9 protein-coding genes and 1 pseudogene are annotated in these 12,400 nt (G+C 53.9%); 9 read left to right on the forward strand and 1 reads right to left on the reverse strand.

The features are described 5' to 3' along the window. Nucleotides 1-23: 23 nt before the first annotated feature. Together ACR0QW_RS03165 and ACR0QW_RS03170 are read left to right on the forward strand one after the other, a co-directional pair. On the forward strand, nt 24-398 hold the full coding sequence (locus ACR0QW_RS03165) for a hypothetical protein (RefSeq protein ID WP_432642276.1): 375 nt from the start codon (nt 24-26) through the stop codon (nt 396-398). Nucleotides 399-2,174: 1,776 nt separating this feature from the next. Then, nucleotides 2,175-3,221, forward strand: a complete 1,047-nt coding sequence (locus ACR0QW_RS03170; protein WP_432642277.1) for a metallophosphoesterase family protein — start codon at nt 2,175-2,177, stop codon at nt 3,219-3,221. Between the two features lie 197 nt (nt 3,222-3,418). Here ACR0QW_RS03170 and yfcE read toward each other — a convergent pair whose 3' ends face one another. Next, nucleotides 3,419-3,964, reverse strand: coding sequence for a phosphodiesterase (gene yfcE / locus ACR0QW_RS03175; protein ID WP_432642278.1), 546 nt, complete (start codon nt 3,962-3,964; stop codon nt 3,419-3,421). A gap of 149 nt (nt 3,965-4,113) precedes the next feature. On the opposite strand from yfcE, the gene ACR0QW_RS03180 reads away from it, so the two are divergent. The 7 genes and pseudogenes from ACR0QW_RS03180 to ACR0QW_RS03210 form a co-directional block, all read left to right on the forward strand. Then, nucleotides 4,114-5,670: an ABC-F family ATP-binding cassette domain-containing protein gene (locus tag ACR0QW_RS03180; RefSeq protein WP_432642279.1), complete on the forward strand. Its 1,557-nt coding sequence runs from the start codon at nt 4,114-4,116 to the stop codon at nt 5,668-5,670. Nucleotides 5,671-6,133: 463 nt separating this feature from the next. After that, nucleotides 6,134-7,636 carry an aminotransferase class I/II-fold pyridoxal phosphate-dependent enzyme gene (locus tag ACR0QW_RS03185; protein ID WP_432642284.1) on the forward strand — a complete coding sequence of 501 codons (1,503 nt, stop codon included), beginning with the start codon at nt 6,134-6,136 and terminating at the stop codon, nt 7,634-7,636. A gap of 15 nt (nt 7,637-7,651) precedes the next feature. Then, entirely contained in the window at nt 7,652-8,518 is an 867-nt protein-coding gene (gene speE, locus ACR0QW_RS03190) for a polyamine aminopropyltransferase (protein ID WP_432642280.1), read from the forward strand. Continuing rightward, nucleotides 8,505-9,362 carry an agmatinase gene (speB, locus tag ACR0QW_RS03195; protein WP_432642281.1) on the forward strand — a complete coding sequence of 286 codons (858 nt, stop codon included), beginning with the start codon at nt 8,505-8,507 and terminating at the stop codon, nt 9,360-9,362. The genes speE and speB overlap by 14 nt, the downstream gene beginning before the upstream one ends. A 259-nt stretch (nt 9,363-9,621) precedes the next feature. After that, entirely contained in the window at nt 9,622-10,881 is a 1,260-nt protein-coding gene (locus ACR0QW_RS03200) for a saccharopine dehydrogenase C-terminal domain-containing protein (protein WP_432642282.1), read from the forward strand. Then, a complete protein-coding gene (locus tag ACR0QW_RS03205; RefSeq protein ID WP_432642283.1) occupies nt 10,881-12,095 on the forward strand; it encodes a carboxynorspermidine decarboxylase in 1,215 nt (404 codons plus the stop codon). Before ACR0QW_RS03200 ends, ACR0QW_RS03205 begins: the two co-directional genes overlap by 1 nt. Before the next feature lie 117 nt (nt 12,096-12,212). Continuing rightward, a pseudogene (locus ACR0QW_RS03210) lies at nt 12,213-12,400 on the forward strand (IS1182 family transposase); the annotation flags it as partial.

Here is a 12,400-nt window from a genome sequence, read left to right on the forward strand (position 1 = left end):
CCGGCGACAGGATCCGGGAACTTATGCAGGAATTGAACCTTTCGCCGGCCCCGGGGGCTGTTCGCTATGATAGATTGCCAGGCGGCGGCCAGGGCGACAGCATGGAAGAAAAACACCTTGAACGACAGCAGGAATTGCGGGAAATGATTGAGGACTTGAAAAGCCGTTCCCGGATGGCCAGGAATAGCACCACACTAATAGAACTTGCTATTTCGTCCCTGTCCCCTGCTGACAAAGATCTGATTACCTACAGGGCTATGGATGGTATGACATGGACGGCAACGGCCATTCGGTGCGGATATAGTGAAAGCTATTGCCGCCGGCGGTGCAAGATCATCACTAAGGAACTGGCCTTTATTCTGTTCGGAACAATGGACGAACAAAAGGAAAAACCCTAAAAAGCGGCGTTTTGAGCGGCGAAAAATCCCGGGGGTATATAACTATACCTGTGGGCCATTTCATTTCCTGTGAACGCACCAGGAAGCCCGCAACGGAACACAGAGGGGATTTTGGAAGGGGATGGAACCTAGGAAAACCTAGGATTCAAACACTTGAACTTCGAATGAACTTCGATTGAAGCCCGGATGAAGTTAGGAAAATCCCAGAAAATCCCATTTTTGAATCTGCTAAAATTTACCTGGAACCTAACAAAACCTAACATAAAAACGAACGATAGCAAGGCCCCCGGTATCCCATGCCCGATTATGGAAATGATACGCCGGGGGCGGGCCTTTCCAACACACACGGGGCACCCGGCTAGGGGGTGTAGTATGCGGCCAAAGACCTGCCCCAGGCTGCTATATTGCCGCGGCTGCCGTCCATTACCCGCCCCCCAGGTGGCAAGGAACCCGGCTAGGAAACAGACCCGTGCAGGCCTATTTCATGAGAAAATGGTGGAACCTGGAAGGGGTGTTCGCCCTGTTCACCCCCTGGCCCAGAAGGTACTGGGCGAACCTGGGAAAAGTTGGTGGTCACGCGCACCGCGCCGCCTCTTGTGTGGGAATTTCCAGAAAACCAGTATTCTATACCCGCCCCCCGGGGTGCGATTTTGGCCGGCGACAGTAAGACCCCGTGCGCCCTCTTGTGTGTGATCCAGGCGACTTTACAGGCCGGGTAGTTATAACAGCTATCGTTGCAACGAAAACAGGCCGCAAGATTTCCGTTTCATGCCCCATGATGGGTATGATATAATGATTCCCATACCACGGCCGGCCCCGGGGCCAGTATCCAGGTAAAAAGAAAGGCCCCTGGAAGTGATCCAGGAACCTTTCTAAATGCAGGGACACAATGAAAGAAATTTAATGGTGGTTGCGCACTTTTTGCGCACTTATCTATGATTAAAGGCGAAACCGGCGTAAATACGGGGTTTTCCCCCTATGCTCCACCAATGAAAATCAAGCATTCATGCGGTGTTTGGCCGTATGGATGCTTTTTTGTGTGCAGAAAATCTTGTGAAGGCTATCTAATAGTCAATCCATTGAAATGAAAAGAAGGTCCGAAGTCTTGAACCATAAACTTCGAACCTTCTTTTTTTATGCAATACGACAGACTATTCCTCGTAGAGAAAACTACACGATAGAATGAATGATGGAGAAAGAAATAAACGTTTTATCTGGTTCCAAACCATCTGGAGTCCAGATGCAGAAATAAAAAAATAACAGACCCTAACAAGTCTGTTATGATATAATTCTAATGCTGTCCAGGCGGTAAATCTTAGCCCCAGGAATGGGGTGAAGCCCTATGACAAAATACGATTTTTTACCTTTTTGGTGATTATCCTCGTAATTATTGTCGCAATCCGGGCATAAGAAAACCCGCCGTCACTTCGCACCGATAGGCGGGTTTTCTTAAACCAATATCCAGCGGGGCTGACCAAATGGACAGCACCATTTTTTATATTATACTATTTTTCATAATGGAATGAAAGATAGATTCTCAATTATCATCCAAGCCGAAATCTGGCAGACGGCAAAATTTGGCGATAATGTCTAAAAACTAACGAAAGGTTTTTTGGTTATTAAAACATGACCAGTTTCATTAATGAGATACTTCCAGCTGCAAAGGTTATGAACTTAACTGAAAGCGACCATATAACAGAACGAATGAAGATGTATCAGAAGTTGGTCGATGCAGAAATGAAATCGTGATCAATTCTATTTGTGAGGGACCTTGTTATGATTTATCTCACAGGCGACATCCATGGCCCCATGGATTTTGACCGGATCCGGCCGGAGAATCTGATCCGCCAGGGCATGGATTGTCAGCCGGATGATATACTGATTGTCTGTGGAGATTTTGGAATCCCCTGGACGGATCCAGATCAGGGGTCAGACCGGGAAATGTTGGAAGAAATCGCCCGCTGGCCCTATATGGTGGCTTTTGTGGATGGAAACCATGAGAATTTTACCCGGCTCAATGCGTATCCGGTAGTAGAGTGGAAAGGCGGAAAGGCCCATCAGCTGCTGCCCAATCTATTCCACCTGATGCGTGGAGAGTTGTTTACTCTGGAAAATCACACTTTCTTTATCATGGGCGGAGCCATGAGCACGGACCAGTGGTCACGGCAAGAAGGAATCTCCTGGTGGCCGGAAGAGATCCCCTCAGAAACAGAATGGAAGCATGCCTGGGATACGCTGGACAGATTCAGGTGGAAGGTGGATTATGTAGTGACCCATACAGCCCCTGCCTGCTGGAAAACCGAAGAAGGTATGCAGATAATACCTTCTCTGGAAGATCAATGCCCGGTGGCCCGGAAACTTGAAGAAATGGAAAGCCGGCTGACGTATCGCCGATGGTTCTTTGGCCATCTCCATGAAGAACGGATTACCCAGGAAGGAAAGGCCGTCTGGCTGTATGAGAAGGTCGTAGATATAACGGGAAATACCAAGTTTCAAGGCAAGCTTTGGCAAAAGTTCCTGACAAGCTCTTACGACTATCCCATGATCTGTCGGCGGGAACCTGGGAGAAAAGACATGAAACAATCGCTGCTGGCCAGATTCCCGGATTTTCCGGAAGAAAGCGAAACAGCAGCAGACAGATTTGCTCCTGGTATTGCAGGGAGCAAGACCTTGATCCAGCTGATTTTAAAGACGATGGGATATGGGAAAGCACTGCCAAGTCCGGCATCTCCCGAAAAGTTGAAAAAGCAACTAGATGCTGGTGAAGAACTCTGGATGGTGACGGTGCAGCACGGAGTTTTCTGGCGTGAACAAAAGCTCTAACAGAAGCCAGGTGAGCCCATTATTGCGAACTGACGGTGGGCTTTCTTATGCTTTTTCCCAGACTACAGCCTGGGAAAAGCCCGGGCCCAGCTGGAAGCAGAAGGGAAGAAGGATTACACCATCAACGTGGTACCTCACTGCGGGGACGTGATCGCAAAAGAACCGGCTGTCAGCTGCTGAATACGAAAGGGCGCGGGTCAAACCCTCTCCCTTTCATATTCTTTTCCATCCAGGCCTTTCCACACGGCTTCCGTCTTTTCCAGCATCATATATCCCCGGGCACTGCCCTGCTTGGGCAGGGAAATAGACCCAGGGTTCCAGTACCGGTTATCCTTTCCCCAGGTTTCCCGGGCGGGGATGTGGGTGTGCCCGTGGAGCAGGATATCTCCGGGCTGAAGCAAGGGCGGATGCTGGATGTTGTAGTGGTGGCCGTGGGTGGCGAAAATCAGATGCCCGTTCCATTCCAGCAGGGCATATTCTGCCAGAACGGGGAATTCCAGCACCATCTGGTCCACTTCGGCTTCGCAGTTGCCCCGGACGCAGAAAATCCGGTCTTTGACGCTGTTCAGCAGTCGGATTACCTCCTTGGGAGCGTAGCCTTCAGGCAGGTCGTTGCGGGGGCCGTGGTACAGCAAATCCCCCAGCAAAAGCAGACGGTCGGCCTCCTCTGCCTGGAACCGTTCCAGCAGCTGACGGGTAAACAGGGCGGACCCATGGATATCAGAAGCAACAAGCCATTTCATGTACATCAGTCCTTTCGTAGCTCCATTATAGCAAAAAAGGAGCTGTTGCCAACACCCTTCGATTGTTGCGCCGCTGGGGCTTTCCATGCTATACTGAACCAATTGTGATCAGGGGCGGGTGCCCCGATTCTGGAAAAAAGGAGAAATGCATGAGCGTATTGGATGTAGCCCACCTGTCCCACAGCTACGGGGGACGGGAGATTTTCGACGATGTATCCTTCCGCCTGGAAAAAGGTGAACATGTGGCTCTGGTGGGGGCCAACGGGGAAGGGAAATCCACCTTCATGTCCATCATCACCGGTAAGCTGAGCCCTGACGAAGGTAAGGTGACCTGGTCGCGGCGGACCAAAGTGGGGTATCTGGACCAGCATTCGGCCCTGGAACCGGGAAAGACCATCCGGGAGATCCTGCGCACAGCCTTCCAGGATTTGGTGGAGCAGGAACAGGAGATGCTGGCGGACTACGATAAGATGGAAAATGCCTCCCCGGAAGAGCTGGACAAGCTCATGGCTGAGGTGGGCGAAATTCAGGAACGGCTGGAAGCGGCAAACTATTACAACCTGGACTCCAAAATCGAAGAAGTGGCAGGAGGCCTGGGGCTGCGGGACATTGGCCTGGAGCACAGGGTGGACGAACTGTCGGGCGGCCAGCGGACCAAGGTGCTGCTGACCAAGCTGCTGCTGGAGAACCCGGACATCCTGCTCCTGGACGAACCGACCAACTACCTGGATGTGGAACACATCGAGTGGCTGACCCGGTATCTGCAGAATTACGAGAATGCCTTCATCGTGATTTCCCACGATGTGCCGTTCCTCAATGCGGTGACCAATGTGATCTGGCACGTGGACAACTTCAAACTGAACCGGTATACGGGCAACTATGAGAAGTTCGAAGAGATGGCGGCCCTGAAGCGGCGTCAGGAAGAAGCTGCCTATGAACGGCAGCAGGCGGAGATCAAGAAGGAAATGGATTTCATTGCCCGGAACAAGGCACGAGTGGCTACCCGGGGCATGGCCAACAGCCGGATGAAAAAACTGGAGAAAATGGATCTTTTGACCAAGCGGGCGGAAAAGCCTAAACCCCATTTCCGCTTCTTGGAAGACCGGAGTCCTTCCCGCTTCGTACTGACCGGAACCAATCTGGTCCTGGGGTACGATGTGCCGCTGACGAAGCAGGTGGACCTGAAAATCGAACGGGGCCAGAAGATTGCCCTGCGGGGAACCAACGGTCTGGGGAAATCCACTCTGCTGAAAACCCTGCTGGGCTTTATTCCACCAGTGGCCGGCAGTGTGGAACGGGGCGAATTCGTTTCTGTGGGCTATTTTGAACAGGAAAGTGTAAAAGGCAACCAGAATACGGCATTGGAGGAACTGTGGCAGGAATATCCCGGTATGAGCAATTCCGAGGTGCGGGGTGCCCTGGCAGCCTGCGGTCTTACCAATGACCATATCACTACCAAGATGACGGCTCTTTCCGGCGGGGAAGCAGCCAAGGTACGGTTGTGCAAGATCATGCAGCGGCCGGCAAATCTGCTGGTACTGGACGAACCCACAAACCATCTGGATGTGGAGGCCAAGGCTGAGCTGCAGAGGGCTCTGCGGGAATACAAGGGGACGCTGCTGCTGGTGTCCCACGAACCGGAATTCTACGAAGAATGGATCGATCAGGTATGGAACATCGAAGGATGGTCCACGAAAATCGTGTGACAGGGTAAGAAGAGAAACCATTTTTCACTGGAGAGGAATTCCTGCAGGACTGCGGCCTGTATGGACGTAAATCCATCTGATTTTACAAAACTGAAAATTGACAACCCGGGTAGGGTATGTTACAATTTTTACGATTCGGAAAGGACAAACGTCTTTTCCAAACCGATTCGGACCATCTGACAGCTTTTCTGCATTTGTCTTTCCTGCTGTCAGGTTAAGGCCATACGGACAGCCGGGTCCACTGCCGATTTTGGCGGCAACAACTGGTTTGCAGCCTTATTGATTGGGCGGAGCGCCCAAACTTTTATAAGTTGGTTACTTCATAACCGCAATGCGTCTGTGCGCAGACTTGTGAAACGGTCAATAAGAGTCGTTCGTGACGGGGATCCCTAAAAGCAAACCGAAAACCGGAAAAAAAGACCACAAAACGCAAGCTGCTCAGGGCGGCTTGCGTTTTTTTTGCATGAAGCACAGTACCATTGAATACGAACTGGGGGAGGGAAACAGCTTGGAAAAGCAATATCGGTTGAAGCAGGACCGGGCACCCATCTACGAAGCATTGGAACGTTTCCGTAAAATGCGTGTGGTGCCTTTCGATGTGCCCGGGCACAAACGGGGCAGAGGAAATCCGGAGCTTACAGAGTTCCTGGGTGAGAAGTGTGTCGGGGTGGATGTGAACAGCATGAAACCCCTGGACAACCTGTGCCATCCGGTTTCGGTGATCCGGGAGGCGGAAAAACTGGCAGCCGATGCCTTTGGGGCTTCCCAGGCGTTTCTGATGGTAGGGGGAACCACCAGTGCCGTCCAGTCCATGATCCTGTCTTCCTGCAAGCGGGGTGATAAGATCATCCTGCCCCGGAACGTGCACAAGAGCATGATCAACGCTCTGGTGCTGTGTGGTGCTGTACCCGTTTATGTGAACCCGGACGTGGACGCCCGGCTGGGGATCAGCCTGGGTATGAAGCGGGAACAGGTGGCCAAGGCCATCCGGGAAAATCCGGATGCGGTGGCTGTGGTGGTGAATAATCCTACTTACTATGGCATCTGCAGCGACCTGCGCTCCATTGTGCGCATGGCCCACGAAGCCGGCATGCTGTGCCTGGCGGACGAAGCCCACGGCACCCACTTCTATTTCGGCAGCGGCCTGCCTGTTTCGGCCATGGCGGCCGGAGCAGACATGGCGGCCATTTCCATGCACAAGAGCGGCGGCAGCCTGACCCAGAGCAGCTTCCTGCTCATCGGGCCCAAGATCCATCCGGGTTATGTGCGCCAGATCATCAACCTGAACCAGACCACTTCCGGCAGTTATCTGCTCATGAGCAGCCTGGATATCAGCCGCCGGCGTCTGGCTCTCCACGGCAGGGAAATCTTTCACAAAGTGGTGGATATGGCGGAATACGCCCGGCAGGAAATCAACAACATCGGCGGGTACTACGCCTTTGGAAGGGAACTGATGAACGGGGATTCCGTGTTCGATTTCGACAACACCAAGCTGAGCATCCATACCCTGGACATCGGCCTGGCCGGCATTGAAGTGTACGACATCCTGCGGGATGATTACGATATCCAGATTGAGTTCGGAGATATTGGCAATATCTTGGCCTATCTGTCCATGGGCGACCGGATCCAGGACCTGGAACGGCTGGTCAGCGCTCTGGCGGAAATCCGCCGCCGCTACCAGAAGGATCCTACCGGCATGCTGACCCAGGAATACGTGGAACCGGTGGTGGTCACCAGCCCCCAGGAAGCCTTCTATGCGGATAAGGTGAGCCTGCCTCTGGAACAGTGCGAGGGACGGGTGTGCAGCGAGTTCGTCATGTGTTATCCGCCCGGGATCCCGCTCCTGGCGCCGGGCGAAAAGATTACGAAGACCGTACTGGAACATATCCGGTACGCCAAAGAGAAAGGGTGCAGCATGACCGGTTCGGAAGATCCGGAGCTGGAGCATCTGAATGTGTTAGCCTAAGAGGGGGAAATACCAATGGAAATGTGGTTCAGCGAATTCCATACGCCGGATGTGAAACACAGCCTGCGGGTGGATCGCCATCTGTTTTCCAAGCAAAGCGATTTCCAGCGGATCGATATCTTCGAGACACCGGAGTTCGGACGGGTCCTGACGCTGGACGGCAATGTGATGCTGACGGAGCGGGATGAATTCATTTACGATGAGATGATGACCCACGTGCCCATGGCGGTACACAAGGGCATCAAGGACATCCTGGTGATTGGTGCCGGGGACGGCGGTGTGGTACGGGAATTAACCCGTTATGACCGGGTACGGAAGATCGATTTGGTGGAAATGGATCCCATGGTGGTGGAGGCTTGTCGGAACTATTTGCCGGGCAACGCCTGCCGGATGGATGACCGCCGGGTGCATATCTATTTTGAGAATGCCCTGAAATTCATCCGCCATCGGGAAAACAGCTATGACCTGATCATCGTGGACTCGGTGGATCCTTTCGGACCTTCCGAAGGGTTCTTTACCCGGGAATTCTACGGCAGCTGTTACAACGCACTGCGGGAAGACGGCATCATGGTGAACCAGCAGGGCAGCCCTTTTTACAAGGAAGATGCCATCGCCATGCAGCGGAGCCACCAGCGCATTGTCAGTACCTTTCCCATCAGCAAGGTGTACCAGGCTCATATCCCTACCTACGCGGCGGGCTACTGGACCTTCGGCTTCGCCAGCAAGAAGTACCACCCCATCAACGACCTGGATGCTCCTGCCTGGGAAGCGTTGAACATGCACACCCGGTACTACACCACCCGGCTGCACGTGGGCGCCTTCTGGCTGCCGGCTTTCCTGGAGGAGATGCTGAAAGAGGTGGAAGACAATGCTGAAAAATAACGTGGAGACTTTCCTGGCCTGCGAAGCACCCTATGAGGACGCCAAAATCGTCCTGTTCGGGGCACCCTTCGACTCCACTACCAGCTTTCGCCCCGGGGCCCGGTTCGGATCCTCCGCCATCCGCCATGAGAGCTTCGGGCTGGAGACATACAGCCCCTACCAGGACAAGGACCTGGAGGATTATGCTGTTTTCGACAGCGGCGATCTGGAGCTGTGCTTCGGCAGCTCGGAAATGGCCCTGCAGGATATCGAGCAGCGGACGGACTCTATTCTGCAGGACGGCAAGCTGCCCTTCCTGCTGGGGGGAGAGCACCTGGTGACGCTGGGGGCCGTGCGGGCAGTATTCAGGAAATACCCGGACCTGGAGATCATCCATTTCGATGCCCATACGGATCTGCGGGATGATTACCTGGGAGCCAAACTGAGCCACGCCTGCGTACTGCGCCGGTGCTGGGAACTTGTGGGGGATGGGAAGATCCACCAGTTCTGCATCCGCAGCGGGGAACGGGCTGAATGGCAGTTTGCCAGGAAGCATACGGATCTGCATCCTTTCAATTTCGATACTTTGAAAGAACTGGTGAAGAAACTGGAAAAGAGCGGCAAACCGGTGTATTTCACCATTGACCTGGACTGCCTGGATCCTTCTGTGTTCCCGGGTACTGGGACTCCGGAAGCCGGCGGCGTGACCTTCATGCAACTGCTGGAGGCCCTGCGGCTGGTGGCCCGCACCAACGTGGTGGGCACCGATGTAAACGAACTGGCACCCATGCTGGATGCTAGCGGCGCATCCACGGCTGTGGCCTGCAAGGTGGTCAGAGAGCTGCTGCTGGCGCTGTGTCAATAGGCTGTTCGCAGGTCCGGGATGGGGATTTACCGGGCGGGATCGTTTTGCGACTCCTAGTGGCTTCCTGCGGATTAAAAGATGACAATCCGTGCTGCACCGTAGGGGCTCACCAAGACCGGCGAAGCCGTGTCGCCCGGTGAGACCGTCCAGGGTCTCCCAGCGGGCCACTACCATTGTCCACTAACCACTAATCAATTATTAGTCACTAATCACTAACCACTAACCACTATATATCTGTTTACCCAAGGAGGGGATTTCCATGAGTAGAGTACTTGTTATCGGTTGCGGCGGGGTGGCTTCCGTCGCTATCCAGAAATGCTGCCAGGTCAGCGATGTGTTCACGGAACTGTGCATCGCCAGCCGCACCAAATCCAAATGTGACGCTCTGGCTGCCAAACTGGCCGGCAAAACGAAAACAAAAGTGACCACTGCCCAGGTGGACGCTGATCATGTGGACCAGGTCATCGATCTGATCAAAAGCTATAAGCCCGATCTGGTCATGAACATTGCCTTGCCCTATCAGGACCTGACCATCATGGACGCCTGCCTGGCCTGCGGTGTGAATTACATGGACACTGCCAACTACGAACCGGAAGATACTGACGATCCTAAATGGCGGGCCATCTATGAAAAGCGCTGCAAGGAAGAAGGATTCTCTGCTTACTTCGATTACAGCTGGCAATGGGCTTACAGGGAAAAATTTGAAAAGGCCGGCTTGACGGCCCTGCTGGGCTGCGGCTTCGACCCGGGGGTGACCCAGGCTTACTGCGCCTATGCCCAGAAGCATGAATTCGACACTGTCGATACCATCGATATCCTGGACTGCAACGGCGGCGATCATGGCTACGCTTTCGCCACCAACTTCAACCCGGAAGTGAACCTGCGGGAAGTATCCGCCCCCGGCAGCTACTGGGAGAACGGCCACTGGGTGGAAGTGCCGGCCATGAGCATCAAACGGGAATACAACTTCGACCAGGTGGGCGAAAAGGACATGTACCTGCTGCACCACGAAGAAATCGAAAGCCTGGCCAAGAACATCAACGGCGTGAAACGGATCCGTTTCTTCATGACCTTCGGGCAGAGCTATCTGGACCATATGCGTTGTCTGGAAGATGTGGGCATGTTGTCTACTACTCCCATCGACTTCGAAGGACACGAAATCGTCCCCATCAAGTTCCTGAAGGCCCTGCTGCCGGATCCGGCCAGCCTGGGGCCCCGCACCAAGGGCAAGACCAACATTGGCTGCATCTTTACCGGCAAGAAGGACGGCAAGGACAAGACCTACTATATCTATAATGTGTGCGACCATCAGGCCTGCTACCGGGAAGTGGGCAGTCAGGCCATCAGCTACACCACTGGCGTACCGGCCATGTGCGGGGCTCTGATGCTGCTGACCGGCAAATGGAACAAACCGGGCGTGCACACCGTGGAAGAACTGGATCCGGATCCGTTCCTGGCTGCGCTGGACAAATACGGCCTGCCTAAGAGCGAATCCAGTCATCCGGAACTGGTGAAATAATGGAATGGCAAAAGGTGCGGGACAATCGTCCCGCTTTTGCCGGTTTAGAGGGAAGATCGCCGGAGCAGGTTTTCGGGCAGCTGGCGACTCCCTGCTACATTTTGGATAAGGCTGCCCTGCGCCGTAATGGAGAGATCCTGAAGGGGGTACAGGAACGGACGGGCTGTAAGATCCTGCTGGCCCAGAAGGCCTTTTCCAACTATGACCTGTATCCGGTGCTGGAACCCTGCGTGGCCGGTACAGAAGCCAGCGGTCTGTATGAAGCCAGACTGGGCCGGGAAGAAATGGGCCATAAGGAAGTCCATGTGTTCTGCGGGGCCTATCGTGCAGATCAGATGGAAGAAGTCTGCCAGGTGGCAGACCACATCGTGTTCAACTCTCCTCGGCAGCTGGCCACCTTCGGCCCCATGGCCAGGAAGGCGGGCAGGAGTCTGGGACTGCGGATCAATCCGGAGTGTTCCACCCAGGAAGGCCATGCCATTTATGATCCCTGTTCTCCCGGGAGCCGCATGGGCACCACACGGGCTCAGTGGGATGCCCAGATGACGCCGGATTTGGTGGCTCTCCTGGACGGGATCCACTTCCACACCCTGTGCGAGCAGGATGCGGATGACCTGAAGACTACCATGGAGGCCGTGGAGGGGAAGTTCGGTGATGTGCTGCCCCGGATGAAATGGGTGAACATGGGCGGCGGACACCACATTACCAGGCCCGGCTACCACATCCCTCTGCTGGAAGAATGTATCCGATGGGCTCAGGAAAAGTGGGGCGTTACCGTGTATCTGGAACCGGGGGAAGCCTGTGCGCTGAATGCCGGCTATTTGGCTACCCGGGTGCTGGATGTGACCCGGAATGGAGATGTGGATATCGCCATACTGGACACCAGCGCCGCCTGTCATATGCCCGATGTGCTGGAGATGCCCTACCGGCCGCCTCTTTATGGAGCGGGGGAAGAGGGCGAGAAGTCAAAAACCTGGCGCCTGGGCAGTGCCACCTGCCTGTCCGGCGATGTGGTGGGGGACTACAGTTTTGACGGGAATCTGGAAGTGGGGGACTTGCTGCTGTTCGGTGATATGGCCATCTACACCACCTGCAAGAACAATACTTTCAACGGAATGCCCCTGCCGGACATCGATGTGCTGGAAGAGGGGGGGACCGTAAAGGTCCTGAAGCACTTCGGTTACGAAGATTTCAAGATGCGGTTGGGAAGATAAAAAAATATCAATCACTACCCACAAAGGGGCTGTGAAATAATGGCCCCATGAACACGAGAAAGGACTTTCGATTCTTGCGAACCGAAAGTCCTTTTTCGTGTTAGAATTTAACTGACAATGAAAAACCTAACTGTGTATTATAGTACTCCCAAACAGGGAATTTTGCCAGCATTTTTTTCTGAGTGCCTGGATATCACAGATCCGGTTTTCACGTTTGACAGATTCATGGAGGAAATCGATTTACGTAAATATCTGAGCTGCCTTCCTGCTCATGAGCTTGGAAGGATCAGGTATAATCCCGTCAA

The organism is Acidaminococcus sp. (assembly GCF_050873445.1).
In the GTDB taxonomy this organism is placed as follows: domain Bacteria; phylum Bacillota; class Negativicutes; order Acidaminococcales; family Acidaminococcaceae; genus Acidaminococcus.

What these genes read in the sequence shown, in the direction of transcription:
- ACR0QW_RS03180 (WP_432642279.1), top strand. Translation starts at nt 4,114, where the DNA reads ATGAGCGTATTGGATGTAGCCCACCTGTCCCACAGCTACGGGGGACGG.
- ACR0QW_RS03200 (WP_432642282.1), top strand. Translation starts at nt 9,622, where the DNA reads ATGAGTAGAGTACTTGTTATCGGTTGCGGCGGGGTGGCTTCCGTCGCT.
- ACR0QW_RS03185 (WP_432642284.1), top strand. Translation starts at nt 6,134, where the DNA reads ATGAAGCACAGTACCATTGAATACGAACTGGGGGAGGGAAACAGCTTG.
- yfcE (WP_432642278.1), bottom strand. Translation starts at nt 3,964, where the DNA reads ATGAAATGGCTTGTTGCTTCTGATATCCATGGGTCCGCCCTGTTTACC.
- ACR0QW_RS03205 (WP_432642283.1), top strand. Translation starts at nt 10,881, where the DNA reads ATGGAATGGCAAAAGGTGCGGGACAATCGTCCCGCTTTTGCCGGTTTA.
- ACR0QW_RS03170 (WP_432642277.1), top strand. Translation starts at nt 2,175, where the DNA reads ATGATTTATCTCACAGGCGACATCCATGGCCCCATGGATTTTGACCGG.
- speE (WP_432642280.1), top strand. Translation starts at nt 7,652, where the DNA reads ATGGAAATGTGGTTCAGCGAATTCCATACGCCGGATGTGAAACACAGC.
- ACR0QW_RS03165 (WP_432642276.1), top strand. Translation starts at nt 24, where the DNA reads ATGCAGGAATTGAACCTTTCGCCGGCCCCGGGGGCTGTTCGCTATGAT.
- speB (WP_432642281.1), top strand. Translation starts at nt 8,505, where the DNA reads ATGCTGAAAAATAACGTGGAGACTTTCCTGGCCTGCGAAGCACCCTAT.